The organism is Pseudomonas sp. LBUM1658 (assembly GCF_059716055.1).
On record NZ_CP166798.1, the window covers coordinates 4,022,436 to 4,037,308 of the forward strand.

19 protein-coding genes, 1 tRNA gene and 3 pseudogenes are annotated in these 14,873 nt (G+C 56.2%); 10 read left to right on the forward strand and 13 right to left on the reverse strand.

Annotated features, from left to right (window positions below; all coding sequences use genetic code 11):
• Nucleotides 1–71 precede the first annotated feature (71 nt).
• The gene (locus tag ACA064_RS18270) at nucleotides 72–200 is read left to right on the forward strand and encodes a hypothetical protein (RefSeq protein ID WP_497669389.1); all 129 of its coding nucleotides are present in this window, start codon (nucleotides 72–74) and stop codon (nucleotides 198–200) included.
• Nucleotides 201–204: 4 nt separating this feature from the next.
• Here ACA064_RS18270 and ACA064_RS18275 read toward each other — a convergent pair whose 3' ends face one another.
• Together ACA064_RS18275 and ACA064_RS18280 are read right to left on the reverse strand one after the other, a co-directional pair.
• The gene (locus ACA064_RS18275) at nucleotides 205–846 is read right to left on the reverse strand and encodes a DUF1109 domain-containing protein (protein ID WP_497669390.1); all 642 of its coding nucleotides are present in this window, start codon (nucleotides 844–846) and stop codon (nucleotides 205–207) included.
• The gene (locus ACA064_RS18280) at nucleotides 843–1,415 is read right to left on the reverse strand and encodes a sigma-70 family RNA polymerase sigma factor (RefSeq protein WP_497669391.1); all 573 of its coding nucleotides are present in this window, start codon (nucleotides 1,413–1,415) and stop codon (nucleotides 843–845) included. Before ACA064_RS18280 ends, ACA064_RS18275 begins: the two co-directional genes overlap by 4 nt.
• A gap of 248 nt (nucleotides 1,416–1,663) precedes the next feature.
• On the opposite strand from ACA064_RS18280, the gene ACA064_RS18285 reads away from it, so the two are divergent.
• The 7 genes and pseudogenes from ACA064_RS18285 to ACA064_RS18315 form a co-directional block, all read left to right on the forward strand.
• Nucleotides 1,664–1,936, forward strand: a complete 273-nt coding sequence (locus tag ACA064_RS18285; RefSeq protein WP_497669392.1) for a BufA1 family periplasmic bufferin-type metallophore — start codon at nucleotides 1,664–1,666, stop codon at nucleotides 1,934–1,936.
• A gap of 27 nt (nucleotides 1,937–1,963) precedes the next feature.
• The gene (bufB, locus tag ACA064_RS18290; RefSeq protein WP_497669393.1) at nucleotides 1,964–2,818 is read left to right on the forward strand and encodes an MNIO family bufferin maturase; all 855 of its coding nucleotides are present in this window, start codon (nucleotides 1,964–1,966) and stop codon (nucleotides 2,816–2,818) included.
• Nucleotides 2,815–3,579 (forward strand): HvfC/BufC family peptide modification chaperone, encoded by a 765-nt coding sequence (locus tag ACA064_RS18295; protein WP_497669394.1) that lies wholly within the window; start codon nucleotides 2,815–2,817, stop codon nucleotides 3,577–3,579. The genes bufB and ACA064_RS18295 overlap by 4 nt, the downstream gene beginning before the upstream one ends.
• 34 nt (nucleotides 3,580–3,613) lie before the next feature.
• On the forward strand, nucleotides 3,614–4,087 hold the full coding sequence (locus tag ACA064_RS18300; RefSeq protein WP_497669395.1) for a DoxX family protein: 474 nt from the start codon (nucleotides 3,614–3,616) through the stop codon (nucleotides 4,085–4,087).
• A gap of 38 nt (nucleotides 4,088–4,125) precedes the next feature.
• Nucleotides 4,126–4,311, forward strand: a pseudogene (locus ACA064_RS18305) (site-specific integrase); the annotation flags it as partial.
• A gap of 97 nt (nucleotides 4,312–4,408) precedes the next feature.
• Nucleotides 4,409–4,654, forward strand: a pseudogene (locus ACA064_RS18310) (DUF6388 family protein); the annotation flags it as partial.
• Between the two features lie 56 nt (nucleotides 4,655–4,710).
• Nucleotides 4,711–4,886 (forward strand): annotated as a pseudogene (locus ACA064_RS18315) (IS5/IS1182 family transposase); the annotation flags it as partial.
• A gap of 54 nt (nucleotides 4,887–4,940) precedes the next feature.
• Here ACA064_RS18315 and ACA064_RS18320 read toward each other — a convergent pair.
• From ACA064_RS18320 to ACA064_RS18330, 3 genes are all read right to left on the reverse strand, one after another.
• Entirely contained in the window at nucleotides 4,941–5,969 is a 1,029-nt protein-coding gene (locus ACA064_RS18320) for an alpha/beta hydrolase (RefSeq protein WP_497669396.1), read from the reverse strand.
• Nucleotides 5,970–5,994: 25 nt separating this feature from the next.
• Nucleotides 5,995–6,510 (reverse strand): cyclophilin-like fold protein, encoded by a 516-nt coding sequence (locus tag ACA064_RS18325; RefSeq protein ID WP_497674275.1) that lies wholly within the window; start codon nucleotides 6,508–6,510, stop codon nucleotides 5,995–5,997.
• Nucleotides 6,511–6,588: 78 nt separating this feature from the next.
• Entirely contained in the window at nucleotides 6,589–7,776 is a 1,188-nt protein-coding gene (locus ACA064_RS18330) for an MFS transporter (protein WP_497674276.1), read from the reverse strand.
• 126 nt (nucleotides 7,777–7,902) lie between these two features.
• On the opposite strand from ACA064_RS18330, the gene ACA064_RS18335 reads away from it, so the two are divergent.
• Nucleotides 7,903–8,796 (forward strand): LysR family transcriptional regulator, encoded by an 894-nt coding sequence (locus ACA064_RS18335; protein WP_497669397.1) that lies wholly within the window; start codon nucleotides 7,903–7,905, stop codon nucleotides 8,794–8,796.
• A 79-nt stretch (nucleotides 8,797–8,875) separates the two neighbouring features.
• Here the strand turns inward: ACA064_RS18335 and ACA064_RS18340 are convergent, their stop codons facing one another.
• The 6 genes from ACA064_RS18340 to ACA064_RS18365 all read right to left on the reverse strand — a co-directional run bounded on the left by ACA064_RS18340 (nucleotide 8,876) and on the right by ACA064_RS18365 (nucleotide 12,945).
• Entirely contained in the window at nucleotides 8,876–9,139 is a 264-nt protein-coding gene (locus tag ACA064_RS18340) for a hypothetical protein (RefSeq protein WP_497669398.1), read from the reverse strand.
• Nucleotides 9,140–9,229: 90 nt separating this feature from the next.
• Nucleotides 9,230–9,305: transfer RNA gene (locus ACA064_RS18345), tRNA-Gly, on the reverse strand.
• A gap of 66 nt (nucleotides 9,306–9,371) precedes the next feature.
• On the reverse strand, nucleotides 9,372–9,932 hold the full coding sequence (pgsA, locus tag ACA064_RS18350; protein ID WP_497669399.1) for a CDP-diacylglycerol--glycerol-3-phosphate 3-phosphatidyltransferase: 561 nt from the start codon (nucleotides 9,930–9,932) through the stop codon (nucleotides 9,372–9,374).
• 33 nt (nucleotides 9,933–9,965) lie between these two features.
• Nucleotides 9,966–11,789: an excinuclease ABC subunit UvrC gene (gene uvrC, locus ACA064_RS18355; protein WP_497669400.1), complete on the reverse strand. Its 1,824-nt coding sequence runs from the start codon at nucleotides 11,787–11,789 to the stop codon at nucleotides 9,966–9,968.
• A 2-nt stretch (nucleotides 11,790–11,791) separates the two neighbouring features.
• Nucleotides 11,792–12,433, reverse strand: a complete 642-nt coding sequence (gacA, locus tag ACA064_RS18360) for a response regulator transcription factor GacA (RefSeq protein ID WP_497669401.1) — start codon at nucleotides 12,431–12,433, stop codon at nucleotides 11,792–11,794.
• Between the two features lie 146 nt (nucleotides 12,434–12,579).
• The gene (locus tag ACA064_RS18365; RefSeq protein WP_497669402.1) at nucleotides 12,580–12,945 is read right to left on the reverse strand and encodes a helix-turn-helix domain-containing protein; all 366 of its coding nucleotides are present in this window, start codon (nucleotides 12,943–12,945) and stop codon (nucleotides 12,580–12,582) included.
• An 82-nt stretch (nucleotides 12,946–13,027) separates the two neighbouring features.
• Here ACA064_RS18365 and ACA064_RS18370 point away from each other — a divergent pair, with 82 nt between their 5' ends.
• Nucleotides 13,028–13,264 carry a DNA-binding protein gene (locus ACA064_RS18370; protein ID WP_497669403.1) on the forward strand — a complete coding sequence of 79 codons (237 nt, stop codon included), beginning with the start codon at nucleotides 13,028–13,030 and terminating at the stop codon, nucleotides 13,262–13,264.
• 93 nt (nucleotides 13,265–13,357) lie between these two features.
• Here the strand turns inward: ACA064_RS18370 and ACA064_RS18375 are convergent, their stop codons facing one another.
• Both ACA064_RS18375 and ACA064_RS18380 read right to left on the reverse strand, forming a co-directional pair.
• Entirely contained in the window at nucleotides 13,358–13,810 is a 453-nt protein-coding gene (locus ACA064_RS18375) for a GNAT family N-acetyltransferase (RefSeq protein ID WP_497669404.1), read from the reverse strand.
• Nucleotides 13,811–13,812: 2 nt separating this feature from the next.
• Nucleotides 13,813–14,580, reverse strand: a complete 768-nt coding sequence (locus ACA064_RS18380; RefSeq protein ID WP_497669405.1) for a carbon-nitrogen hydrolase family protein — start codon at nucleotides 14,578–14,580, stop codon at nucleotides 13,813–13,815.
• Between the last annotated feature and the right edge of the window lie 293 nt (nucleotides 14,581–14,873).

A 14,873-nucleotide genomic window follows, 5' to 3' on the forward strand; every position in this document is an offset into this window, starting at 1 on the left:
AGCTTTGGCTTGTCGGACCGCAGTACCGCTGATGGACTCTGGTTCCCATCAGCGCGGCGATAGAAAATCTGATGAAAACCTACGTTCAGTACCCTCCGCGCAAATTACAAAGCATGACCTACGACGGCCCGGCTGGGTTGTCCAAGTACCAGAAATTTCAATTGGTACGGGATGATTTGCAGAAGGAACATTTTTCTTGACTGCCTACCAACGCAGGCAGAGCTGTCCGATTATCGCACCTACCATAGTCGGCACCAGCATACCCAACGAGTACCATATTCCCCAAAATGGCACTTCCATCTCAGGGCAGTGCAGGCAGTACGCAATCGTCGCCATTGCACCGGCGAGTAGTCCGCCACAGGCACCCGCCAGCTTCAGGCGAGTTGGTGCAAGACCGCTTAATGCCCAGAACACAGCAATGAATCCTGGAATCGACAGCAAAGTTATATTGATGGCGCATACTTGCCATGTTTTGCCCAGGATGATCGCGACGCGGACGTCAGGTGCGGCGATCATGAGAACAACGATGGTGCCGACCCACACCGTTGCGACTACGGCGACGATTAGCAGCTTCCCGGGGCCGGGAGCCATGCCCGGCCTAGCCAGCCGCATCACCATGCTCAGCGCACCAATCATCAGGCAAAACGGAAAGGCAATTTTCGCCCAGAAGATCGGTGTTGCCATGACCTGATCCAGATCTGGTCGAACGCCCATTATTACCATAACGAGCAAAGTGGCGCCCAATAGGCCGGCCAGCACCGCGCCGCTGAATCGCTTAGCGAGCGTTCTGCGGTCAACCGGGGCCACGCCCGACGCAAGCATGGAAATAAAATCATCAGTATTCATCGTGCACCTCTAACTCTTAACGCCAGTGCTTTAAGTCCACGGTGTATGCCTATCTTGACCGCAGACTCGGATAGCCCCGTCACCCGAGCGGTTTCAGTAACAGACAGTCCTTCTAGTTTCACGTGCACGATAGGTAGACGCTGACGTTCAGGTAGCTGCTCAAGCAACCTGCTGAGGTCGCGACTGGCCTGTGCAGGTTCAAGATGTGGCTCGGCAAATAGCTCTGCCGCATCGTCGAGGGAATCGTTGAACACGTCGTGACGTGACCTCCCTCGGAAAAAGTCGCTGAGCTTGTAGCGCGCAATGGCAAAAACCCACGCCGTCAGCGGTTGATCTGTCCGATAAGTCTGGCGTGCATTATGAACGGCCAGCAAAACCTCTTGCAGCAAATCCTCGATTTCACCAGGTTGCTGCAGAAGTCTCGAGCGTAAAAAACCGCGAAGATGACCACTTAACTCCGATAAAAACGTTCGATAAGCCTGTTCGTCTCCGTCCAGACCTGCGAGAAACAGAGCCTGAAGGTGGAGCTCTCTGCTGCGCAACACGTCGTTATGTGTAGTTCGTTCCATCGTTCGCTCTGGTTACACGAAAGGCAAAAATATCTCGCTCCTGCATGAAGCCCGCGTCAGTGACAGGCAGCGGATCTTACATGCGGTTACCGCCATAAGGTAACAAGCGGATCGACTTTGCAAGTCTGAGAAATATTTTACGGTCGCTGTAACCGTATATGAAAAACCATCGAACTACCTTTTGGATCGCAAGCACAGTGCTCAAGCGCTGATGCGACGACCAACCCCCCTCATCTGGAGACAAAACCATGAACAATCTCAAACTTGCCGCCCTCGCTGTTGCCTTCTCTACATTCGCTGCAGGTGCTATGGCCGCAGAAACTCCTGCCGCAGCAGGCGCCATGGAGAAATGTTACGGAGTTGCCCTGGCCGGCCAGAACGATTGCAAGGCGGGTGCAGGTACCACCTGTGCAGGCACCGCCAAAATGGACTACCAGCCTAATGCCTGGAAAAACGTTCCTGCGGGTACTTGTACCTCCATCAAGACTCCAAAAGGCATGGGCACTCTCGCACCTAAGTAATCGTAATACCACGGGGGCACATCAACCATGAAAACTGAACGCCAGATGGGGGCCGGACTCGGCCTGAAACCGAATCATTACTCAGATGCGCTTGACTGCACGGCTGAGGGTCTCTGGTTCGAAGTTCATCCGGAAAACTACATGGTAGGTGGTGGCCCCCGTCTGGCATGGCTGGAGGCAATTGGAAGCCAACACCCGCTGTCGCTGCACGGCGTTTCACTTTCACTTGCTGCCGATTGTCCGCCGGACGAAAACCATCTCAAGCGCCTGAAAGCACTGGTCGATCACGTGCAGCCTGCATTGATTTCCGAACACCTGGCCTGGTCAGCATGGCGTGGTCAGTATCATCCTGACCTACTGCCATTCCCTCGTACAGTCGAGGCATTGCAGCGCATCGTAAGCAATATCCAACGTACACAAGACGCGTTAGGACGTCCTATTGCCATTGAAAATCCCACCCATTACCTACGCCTGGAGGGTCATGAATTCAGCGAACTCGACTTTTTGACCGAACTGAGTGTGAGAACTGGCTGTGGGTTGCTGCTGGATGTCAATAACGTGCACATTAGCGCGCATAACCTGGGTTTCGATGCGGCAACGTATCTGGATGCCTTCCCGGCCAAGGCAATTGTGGAAATCCATTTGGCAGGTCACGCAGTGGATCCCGGAGATACGCGGTTGCTGATAGACACTCACGATGCCCCCATCGCTGACAACGTCTGGTTGCTGTATCAACGCGTTATAGACCGGATCGGCATGCGCCCGACCTTGATCGAGCGCGACGACCATATCCCAGGATTCGACGTCTTGCTGGCTGAACGAGACAGAGCACAGATTCTGTTGAACGTCGGTAAGAAGCGACCATCGGAAGTGACGATATGAACACATCACTTGAAAGCTTTCAGGATGCATTCGTCGATGCGTTATATGGGCGAGATTCAACTGGAATGACCGCTCTAATCGAGCAGCCCGGTTTTTTGGTGTACCGCAATACTGTATTGAAAGGCGCGACGGACGCATTACTCGCGAACTTTCCCACCATAGAGCGCTTGGTCGGTACAGAGTGGCTCAAGTCCGCCGCAGCGATCTATGCCCGGCAGTCGCCACCGACGGATTCCCGATTGCTGCACTACGGCGCTGATTTCCCGGATTTTCTCGACGCTTTTGAGCATGCGCGAGAAATGTCTTATCTGGGCGACGTCGCCCGCCTGGATCTGCTCTGGACAGAAGTCCATTGCGCTAAAGATGAGCCCGACATTGATCCGAGCGCATTTGCGAGCCTGTCCCAAAAGGACTTGGCCCGTAGCCGGCTCACACCGAGGGCTGCTTCCCGTTGGGCCTGGTTCCCAGACTACCCGGCCTGCACCATCTGGCGCTTAAATCGCGAACAGCGGGACATGCCTGACGAACTCGACTGGTGCGGCGAAGGAGCGCTTCTGACGCGCAAGCAAGGCCGGGTTTATTGGGAGGCCGCCAGTGCTGCGGATTGCACGTTTCTAGACGCCTGCGCGGCACAGCTGCCGCTTGAACTGGCCGCAGAAAAAACCCTTGAGGTTCAGCCTGATTTGGATCTGGCAGACCTCATTGCCCGCTTGTTCAGTGCCAACGCGTTCGGCGCTGTAAACATCCATCGCTCTTCCTGAAGACTTAATACCAACTTAACCAACGGAGCACATCATGGACGTGATACGAAATACTTCGTCCACAGCCGACAAATCCTTGCGTGGTATTTGGAACCGCATTGCAGACCGACTTGGCTTAATGATTGGTGACTCGCTATTGGTGCTGGTTGCTCGCCTATCCATCGCGGCCATTTTCTTTATGTCAGGACGCACCAAAGTCAGTGACTATCTGACGATCACACCCAGTACCTATGAACTGTTCCGCACAGAATACTCACTGCCATTTATCTCTCCGGAACTGGCCGCGCATCTCGCTACCTACAGTGAGCATTTGTTTCCACTGCTTCTTGTGCTGGGCCTGTTCTCACGACTATCAGCATTTGCGTTACTGGGTATGACTTTTGTAATCCAGGTTTTTATCTACCCTGACGCCTGGCCAACGCACCTTTCCTGGGCGGGCTTGCTACTGCTCATCGTCGCCCGTGGTGGAGGTGCAATGTCGCTGGATCGACCACTCGGCTTGAAGTGACGCATTGATTGGCACATCACTGCATGGCCAGAGTGCGCAAGCTAGATGATGGGCATGTTGATGTGAAAGTGGTGAGCAAACAGGTGGGTGACCGCCAGGCCCGATTCAAAAACCGCAAGGCCCTCTCAAAACGTCGTCACGACGATAACCTGGTCCTTGCCGACGGCCAGCACGGTGACTGGACACCTCATGACCTGCGCCGTACGGGAGCGACCATGATGCAGGGATTCTTTCCTACAGAATCCCTCATGGTTTCGTAGATATCGCCGAGCGTTTGCTTCGGGTCGATTCCGGCCAGTTGTCACTGGCAGCTTCTTCAACGGCGACTCATCGCTCAATGACGCTGTCCAGGGACTAAGTCAGGACGAAAAAAAATTGTGCATTGAGTCGGCCTTTGAGCAAGAGGCTATGCGCCTGGGTATAGAGGTGTGGGAGCTAACGCTTACACTGATTTCAGAGTCTACCGAAGAACTGAAATACCTGACCCTGGAGTTCCATCGAGAAGTCGCAGAAATGGTAGAAATGGACTGGAAGGAGTATTGCAAATTGAATGGGATTATCGAGTAATCGCCCGTAGACCTAATATTGCAATGTCCCTCCTCACGCATCGGTCTGAGACTGGAGGTTACTTCAAAAGCGAATAAATCCTGGCTTGTCGCGATGCAGACATCACCGCCTATGTGCCCAAACCAATGACATCTGAGCCAAAGCGGACGCGCGTTTCAATAACGATGCCTTCATCTATCACGCGGCAAAAAACGAAGACATTTGCGCCGCAGGAGTGACTATCCGGTTCTCGCGAAAAGCCTCACCGATGTGAGGCTCATTTACGAGGGACATCCGATCTATCGGTTTACTTCAGATTGCTCTGAAAGAAGGTTGTCAGCTTGCCAAAAGGAATGAGATTGACACGGTCGTAGAGGTCGACATGGCCGGCACCGGGAACGATGACAAGCTCCTTGGGTTGACCGGCGAGCTTGTATGCTTCTTCGCTGAACTCCCTTGAGTGTGCATCTGCGCCTGCAATGAACAACATCGGACGAGGTGAAATCGTCTCAATGTCATTGAACGGGTAGAAGTTCATGAACTTGATGTTGCTAGTCAGAGTCGGGTGCGTCGTCAGCTCCTTAGACGAGTTGGAGGGCGTGTACTCGCCTCGCGGTGTGCGGTAGAAGTCATAGAACTCACGCTGAATGGGATGAGTGTTCTCATCCAACTGGTGCACTGTACCGCTGGTGTAGCGGGTTTCACCGCCAGCGAACTCCACATAGCGTTGCTGCACTGCTTGCGCAACGATGCTCTTGCGTTGCTCAAGCGTCTGGGAATGCTTCAATCCATTGCGATTAGCTGCGCCCATGTCGTACATGCTGACCGTTGCGATGGCTTTCATGCGTGGGTCGATCTTGGCCGCACTGATAACGAAGCTGCCGCTGCCACAAATCCCGATTGCTCCAATCCGCTCTCTGTCGATGAAAGGCTGGGTACCCAGAAAATCTACCGCCGCACTAAAGTCCTCGGCATAGATATCCGGCGAGACCGCATTGCGAGGCCGCCCCTCGCTTTCGCCCCAAAACGAAAGATCCAGGGACAGTGTCACGAACCCTTGTTCCGCCATTTTCGTGGCATAGAGGTTCGCGCTCTGCTCCTTGACCGCCCCCATTGGGTGGCCAACAACGATAGCGGGACTCTTCGCTTTGCCGTCCAGGTTTTTGGGAATGAAAAGATTCCCTGCCACGTTCATTTGATATTGGTTTTTGAAATTGACCTTCTGCACGGTCACTTTTTCGCTCGTATAAAAATTATCAGCGCCGTTGGACATATCTGCTCCTATTGCTGAGAGTGAACTGACAAGAAGAGTTAAAAGAAGAATGACTTTTTTCATTGGAACCTCTATTCATGCGTAGAAACTAGTCTTTGGAGAACACGACTTGCACACCCCGCCGACCTAGCGCCTGAGCTAAACCGGCGGGGTCGTTCACGCGACCAAGGCGCGTGTAGGTGTACGACGAGTCGAATTTCAAATAGAAGACGACCAGGGTGTCCGTGCCATACAGCATGAGATCGCCATTGCGGATCGTTCCTGGTGCGCTCGCATTGGCAGGCAGGGCTTCAGGAAGACTGGCGTATTTCTCATTGCTGTTGAGATCGTTCATGTCCAGCGTCAGCGGCAGCAGCGTGACCAACGCACGAGCGGCTGCGTTGTCTATCAAGGTGATGGCGAAGCGATGTTCGCCGACGGTCATCCACATGCGTGATTTCTCCCGTTTCATGGATGCCGGTGCGGCATCCGTAGCAGCTACAGCGTGTAGGCCCGGTGCAGGATGCTGGCCGGCTTCACAACTGCCGAGCACGAGCATCCCAAGCAGCAAGCCCAGCCGATGCAGGCCTCTTTTGCTTTGGACTCGGCGATGGTCGATTGCCATGGTGAAGGTACGCAGGCCACCGGTAGGGGCGCTGAGGCTGCTCATGGTCATGGCCCGTCTCCTTGCTCTTTGCGTGGCTTAAGCGGTCTGGGGTGTTTTCGAGCGTGATGTCAGAACAGTCATAAATGCCGCAAGCAGCAGCACGGCTGCGCTCGCCACGAAAGTGCTCTGGTAGCCGCGGCTATCGAACAGCAGGCCGCCAACGGTGGAGCCTAGGGCAATGGCCAGCTGAATCACGGCCACCATCAAGCCGCCACCGGCCTCGGCATTCTTTGGTATGGCTTGTGCGACCCAACTCCACCAGCCCACTGGGGCCGCGGTAGCCATCAGTCCCCAAAAGCCGAGCAGCGCTGCAACGGTAACGGCCGAGGTTCCAAAGGGGATCAGTGTCAAGGCGATCACGGCCATCAGTATCGGAATGGTTACCAGTGTCCGGAACAGGCCGCGCCTAAGGAGTGGGCCGATAATCATGGTGCCGATGAAGCCTGCTACGCCGATCACGAGCAAGATCAGCGACAGCGTGGATACGTCAACCTGCGTCACTGTTTCGAGGAAAGGCCGCAGATAGGTGAACAAAGCGAACTGCCCCATGAAGAAGGCGCCGCAGCCGGCCATGCCCAGCGCCACGGACGGGTTCTGGAACAGCTTGAAGACATTGCCGGAACCCGCCGTGCGCTCATCCACCTTCATGGCCGGCAGGCTGATCCATAGCCAGGAGAGAGCAAGCGCCGCGACCGGCACCAGGCAGAAGAAGGCGCCGCGCCAGCCAATCACCGAACCCAGATAGCTGCCCAGCGGTGCGGCAATCACGGTAGCCAACGCATTACCACCGTTGAAGATGGCCAAAGCCTTGGGCACCTGGTTGGCAGGTACCAGCCGCATGGCCGTCGCAGCGGACATGGACCAAAAACCTCCAATGACCACACCGATGAGAGCACGGCCGATCATGTACGTCAGATAGTTTGGCGCCAGCCCGACAACCACACCGGAGACGGCCATCAACCCGGTTAGCGCCAGCAATAGCGTCTTGCGGTTGATGGTTCCGGCAAGCCACGAGATCGACAGGCTGGTCATTACCGCGAATGCCCCGGAGATCGCGATGCCTTGCCCTGCCAGCCCTTCGGTGACGTGAAGATCGACGGCCATCGGCGTCAGCAGGCTGACGGGCATGAACTCCGACGCGATCAGAGCGAAGACGCAAAGCGTCATTGCAAAGACACCGCTCCAGTAAGCGGGTGCCTCGTTTTTGGGGAAAACAGTGCCCATTGGGGCCTCACCTTCATTCATATTCATGGCTGCAATGGTGACGAACAAACACCCACACGACTAGCTAATGAATACTTAATAGGTATATAAGCACAGCTAATAAATTGGATGAAAAGGCGTTGCATAATGGTCAGAAGGAACCTCAACGATCTGCTGTCCTTCGTGACAGTGGCGCGCGAAGGCAGCTTCACACGCGCCGCCGCAGTGTTGGGTGTTACCCAATCTGCGCTAAGTCAGGCAATCAGCGGTCTGGAAGCGCGCCTCCAGATCAGGTTACTGACACGCACCACGCGCAGCGTCTCGCCGACGGTAGCTGGCGAGCGCCTGATGCACGCGATCGGCCATCGCTTCGATGAAATCGAAGCGGAACTGGATGTACTGACGGAAATGCGCGATAAGCCTGCCGGCACAGTACGAATCACATGTGGCGATCATGTTCTGCGGACAACGTTGCTGCCCAAGCTCACTTCGTTGTTACATGAGTATCCGGATATCAAGGTCGAGTTCGACGTCAATTACGGATTTAGGGACATCGTGGCTGATCGTTTTGATGCGGGCGTGCGTCTGGGTGACACCATCGATAAAGACATGATTGCGGTATCCATAGGGCCCCCACTACGGATGGCTGTCGTCGCCTCTGCGGCGTATTTTGCCACCCGTGCCATTCCCAAAACCCCGCGTGACTTGATGGGCCATAGCTGTATCAACCAGCGCATGCAGACATCAGGCGGGCTTTATGTATGGGACTTTGAGCGGCGTGGTAAACAGTTGAACGTGCGCGTAAACGGCCAGCTCACTTTCAACACGTCTGTCCACATAGTGGATGCGGCATTGGCGGGACTGGGAATTGCGTACCTGCCCGAGGAGGAATTCGAACCACACCTTCAGGAAGGCAGGCTGATGCGTGTACTGGACGACTGGTGCCCACCGTTCTCTGGATACTATTTGTATTACCCCAGCCGTCGGCAACCCTCTCTGGCGTTTTCTCTTGTTGCCAATGCATTGCGCGAAGCAGTCTAGATGAGGCGAGTCGCAGATTCGGTTCCGTGCCGACCAGGGGCTCCCGGTCAGCCGTAAGCTGACGATTAGGCGGGTTGCTTCATGCCTTGATCGCCGCAAGGAATACTTGGATGCCGAAGATATCTTCCTCCCCCCTTCGCAAGAGCTGAAGACCCTGACGGGAGACTCTCAGTGGCGCTTTCCCAACAAGCTGGATGATCAGCATGTTGACGTGGAAGTGGTGAGTAGGCGATTGGTTGAGCCCAATGGGGGCCTGCTCGTTACTGACCAGCACCGTCGGGATGTTCGCCGGTGGGAAGTTGCTACTGTACCGAACGAAATTTGCATTCACGATTTCCAGCAAGGGTGTGGTTCCCACCGGAACGAAAAAAGGACCCGAAGGTCCTTATTTCAACGATTTACCGAATTCAATGGAACTCTGTAAATCTATATTTGGAGCGGGAAACGAGACTCGAACTCGCGACCCCGACCTTGGCAAGGTCGTGCTCTACCAACTGAGCTATTCCCGCGTCTTGGTAACTGAGCGCCATTCTATAGATTCCAGATGCCCAGTCAACCCCTTGATTCAAAAAAGTTTATTTCTTTTCCTGATCGGGCTTCAGGTGCGGCCAGGCTGCTCGCAAATATTGCAGCATCGACCACAACGTCAGCCCTGCCGCGAACATCAGCAGTGCGTAACCCACCAGGACCCAGAAGCTGAAGTCCGAGGGGTTGGCCAGCAGAATAACCAGCGCCAACATCTGCGCGGCGGTTTTCCATTTGCCCATGTTCGAGACCGCAACATGCGCACGGGCGCCGATTTCCGCCATCCACTCGCGCAAGGCGGAGACCACGATTTCGCGGCCGATGATCACGGCTGCCGGTAGTGTCAGCCACAAGTTGGCATGTTCTTGCACCAGCAGCACCAGCGCCACTGCCACCATCAGCTTGTCGGCCACCGGGTCGAGGAAGGCCCCGAACGGTGTGCTTTGTTCCAGCCGGCGAGCCAGGTAACCGTCCAGCCAATCGGTGGCAGCAGCGAACGCAAAGACTGAACTGGCCGCCATGTAGCTCCAGTGGTAGGGCAGGTAAAACAACAGAATGAAGATCGGAATGAGCAGGACGCGTAAGACGGTGATCAGATTAGGGATATTCATCGGCACAACTGGCTACGAGGTGAGTCGGGCATTCTACTCGCTGTGCAGGTTTGCATAAATCAACTCCGCGAGCTTTTTACTGATCCCCGGTGCTTTGGCGATTTCTTCAATGCTGGCACGAGACAGCTCCTGCAATCCACCAAAATGTTTGAGCAGTTCGCGGCGGCGTTTCGGGCCAACTCCTGCGACCCCTTCCAGCGTTGAGGTACGCCGGGTTTTGCCGCGTCGCGCGCGGTGCCCGGTAATGGCGAATCGGTGTGCCTCATCGCGTATCTGCTGGATCAAATGCAGGGCCGGGGAGTCGCCGCGCAGGGTGAATTCATGGGCAGCGTCATTCAGGTAAAGGGTTTCGAACCCGGCCTTGCGCGTGGCCCCCTTGGCGACACCGAGCAAAATCAGGTCAGGCACCGCCAGTTCATTGAGCACGTCACGGGCCATGGACAGCTGGCCTTTACCGCCGTCCACCAGAAGAATATCCGGCAGCTTGCCCTCGCCGTCCTTGAGTTTGCTGAACCGTCGAGTCAGGGCCTGATGCATCGCCGCGTAGTCATCGCCCGGGGTCACGCCTTCGATGTTGTAGCGACGATAGTCGGACTTGATCGGACCCTCAGGACCAAAGACCACGCAGGAGGCCACCGTCGCCTCGCCACTGGAGTGGCTGATGTCATAACACTCGAGGCGTTGTGGCGGCTCATCCAGGTTCAGCACTTCAGCCAGCGCCTCGAACCGCGCGGCAACATGCTGGCGGTTGGCTAAACGCGCACCCAGCGCCTGCTCGGCATTGGTCACCGCCAGTTGCTGCCAGCGAGCGCGGGTTCCACGAACCCTATGGCTGATGCTCAGCTCGCGGCCACGCAACTCTTCAATAGCGGCGATGATCACCGGGAAGTCTTCATGGACGACGTTGACGATCAATTCGCTCGGCAAGTCCCGTTCGGGGCTGCTGATGTAGTACTGACCGAGGAATGCCGCCATGACCTCGGCCACCTCCTCTTCAATACCGACTTGCGGAAAGAAGTTCTTGCTGCCCAGTACCCGCCCGCCTCGCACGCTGATCAGGTGCACGCAGGCACCGCCAGGGTTGATGAACGCCGCGACCACATCGACATCGCCGGTACCGCCTTCCATGCTCTGCTGGTCCTGAACCCGACGCAGCAGGGAGATCTGGTCACGCAGTTCGGCGGCGCGCTCGAAATCAAGGGTGCTCGCGGCCTGCTCCATGCCGCTGGACAATTCGTCAGTCAGGGCATTGCTGCGGCCTTCGAGGAACATCACCGAATGGCGTACGTCCTCGGCATAGACTTGAGGTTCGACCAGCCCGACACAGGGCGCCTTGCAGCGCTTGATCTGGTATTGCAGGCAGGGCCGCGTGCGGTTCTTGAAGTAACTGTCTTCGCACTGGCGGACCAGGAAGGTCTTCTGCAGCAGGCTCAGGCTCTCGCGAATCGCCCCCGCACTCGGATAAGGTCCGAAGTACTTGCCCTTCTGCTTTTTCGCCCCGCGATGGATGCTCAAGCGCGGGAACTCGCTATCCGAGAGAAAAACATAGGGATAGGATTTATCGTCGCGCAGCAGGATGTTGTAGGGCGGACGCCACTCCTTGATCAGCGTCTGCTCAAGCAACAACGCCTCGGTTTCATTGGCGGTGATCGTCGTTTCGACCTGCGCGATATGCCCGACCAGCGCGGCGGTTTTCGGCGCGAGGCCAGTCTTGCGAAAATAACTCGCCAGGCGTTTTTTCAGGTTTTTGGCTTTACCGACGTAGAGCAGGCGCGCATCGCGGTCGAACATGCGATACACGCCAGGGTGCCCACTGCAGGTGGAGAGAAATGCACTTGGATCAAACAGGTCGGTCATTTTCAGAGACTGGCATCAACCATGCCGTGGCGGACCGCCAACAACGTCAACTCGACATCGCTGCTGATCGAGAGCTTCTCGAAAATGCGGTAACGGTAGGTATTCACGGTTTTCGGCGACAGGCACAGCTTGTCGGAAATAATCTGGACTTTCTGACAGCCGACAATCATCAACGCAATCTGGATTTCCCGCTCCGACAGGGCATCGAACGGCGTATCACTGGTCGGTTGAAAAGACTTGATCGCCAGTTGCTGGGCAATTTGCGGGCTGATGTAGCGCTGCCCTGCAAACACCAGGCGAATGGCCTGAACCATTTCCGCCAAGGCCGCACCTTTGGTCAGATAACCTGCGGCACCCGCCTGCAACAGCCGCGTGGGGAACGGATCCTCTTCACATACCGTAACAGCGACAACCTTGATTTCCGGGTGACTGCGCAGCATTTTGCGCGTAGCTTCAAGACCGCCGATTCCGGGCATCTTGACGTCCATCAGTACCACATCGGGCTTCAATTCCCGGGCCTTGATCAAGGATTCCTCCCCCGACTCGGCCTGGCCGACCACTTGCAATCCATCTATATCAGACAGCATTCGTGTAATGCCTGTACGAACCAGATCATGATCGTCGACCACTAGCACCCTAATCAAGCAGACACCTCGCGATATGGTCATATGGGTTGCCGGACACCTTAGCAAAAACCGGCGGGCAGACCTAGCTGCCGCGTTATATAAAACGTACCCATGCACAACGCGCGTCTGCCAAATGACAGGCGTAAACGACTTGGTCTGATCGATCAGGAGTCGGCTGGCTCAGTCTTGCGCTTCAAACCGTGGGCAACGGAAAACTCTGCCAGGGTGGTGGTCAATCGGCGAATCGCATCCTGATCCTCCTTGAACAGCGCCCGATAACAACCCAGTACCGTTTCTTCCACCTGGCTGAGATTCTCGATCAGCGTCGGGGTCCGGTTCCCCGTCAATACAAACAAGACATCCACGCCACGCTCTGCCACTCTGGACAAATAGTCTGCCTTAGGCGCGCGTCCGCCATTTTCATATTTGCCTTGCGCGTTAGCTTCAACGCCTCCGATTTCGCCAAAAATTTTCTGCGACAAACCAAGTCGCTCTCTTTCCTGCCTTAAGCGCGAACCGATTCCACTCATTTGGATGTATGATCCTATTTAATTGCACCCCTTGAGGTGCCACACCTGCTGTCCATTGAACACTTTTGAACGGTTTTGAACTATGCCCGGTATTCGCACTGCCGCACAAGCCAAGGCTTGGCTGGAACATCAAGGAAAATCCGTTCAACAATTTGCTCGCGAGCACGGCGTTGATCCGGCTACCACTTATCAAGTGCTCGCTGGGCGAAAGAAGGGACGGCGTGGGGAGGCCCACAAGGTGGCGGTCCTGTTGGGCATGAAAGATGGTGTCATCCTGGCGGACACAGGGCAGCAGGGTCAGGAGCAGGGTCAGGCTTGAAGTATCAGTATGCGCTAGTAGTACTCGATTTACTCGAAATGCTGTCCTGCCCGATACCACAAGGTCTTATCAGTATAGCGGACATCAACCGCTCTACCTCAATGGCTTTGGCTCAGTACCGCACAGTCGCTCCATCCGCAGAAAGCAATCGTCGTCGCCAACCACCAGCAAGCCCATCCGCTCATAGAGCTGCTGTGCCGGATTGCCTTTGAATACGGTAAGCCGCAGCGCAGGTCGCCGCTCTTTGCTGGCCATCGAAAACGTCTGCTCGATCGCCCAGCTTCCAGCTCCCTGGCCACGACTGGCCTCGATCACATGCAGTTCGCGGATATACAAAGCCTGCTCATCGCGACTCAGGCTGAGAAAACCCAGCACTGATTCGCCCCGGCAAATAAGCCAGTTCTGGCGACCGGCCCACGCCACATCAAAAGCTTCGTCGTGCCAGCGCAAGTCGTAGCGAATGTAATAGCGCAACATCGCTTCGTGGGTCAGCTCCCGGGCGAAGCGCAGGTCTGCTGACGAGGCCGGACGTAGTTCAAAGACCATCACTACTCCTCGCGGTTTTGCTCGACAGCCACGACCTGGCCACTCCAGCCAGCAGCGTCGCGGCGAGCGATCACCAGCGCATCGCCGACACCCGCCATGGCGATAATCAGTTCGCCGTCCGGCGCCCAGACAGCACTGCGCCCTGCCGACTCCCAGCCCCCGGTCGCACCGCCGTGATTAGCCATCAACACCGGCATCGAATGCTCGCCAGCGTAGCCCTGCAACAAGGCGGTATCTGCGGCATAACCGTTCTCGGTGATCAACACGCCCGCCGCATAAAGGTCCGCACCTGAATCAGCTGCTTGCCGGGCATGACTGGCATGGGAAAAATCCGCGCAGACCGCCAGGGCGACCTGGGCATTGCCGATGGTCAGCATCGAGCCACCCGAACCTGGAGCAAACGCCTCCTCCTCGCCCGGATGCAGATGCTGTTTGCTGTAGACCGCCAGTGAGCCATCGGCGGCCAGCACCAGTGCGCCGATCAGTACATCAGATTCGCCGGACAATTTGATCGGCATGCCAACGACCGTGGTCACCCGGAGCTCCCGGGCAAGGTCGCGCAGCGGCTGCAGAACCGGGTCATCCGGGATGATCGCCAATTCGGCGGCCAGGCTGCGTTCATAGCCAGTCAGCGATAACTCGGGAAACACCAGCAGCTGCACACCCTGCTCGGCGGCGATCTCGATGAAGCGCCAGTGCCGTTTGATATTGGCTTGAAGATCACCGGCAATGGAGATCGATTGAGCGGCGGCGACGGTCAATATGGTCATGTTGCGTCCCTGGTAACAGATCGTCTTGAAGTGCAGCAAGTGTGGCATAAAGCAGTGGGCCACTTAAGTCATAGCAATCGCCCCAGGCGCCGATAGCAATTTCTGATTGAACCCCGGCACCCGCCTCTAGTAAGCTCGGCGCATTCATCGGAGAAACAGCATGTTGCCAATCCTCTCACTGCCTCGTAATACCGCCAGCGCCCTGCGCTCGGTTGCGGCTGCGCGAGTGAGCAAGGCCTGTGCTCCGGTCAGCTTTTATTTTGGGTATTGGTTTAGCCACTGGCGCGCCTGAT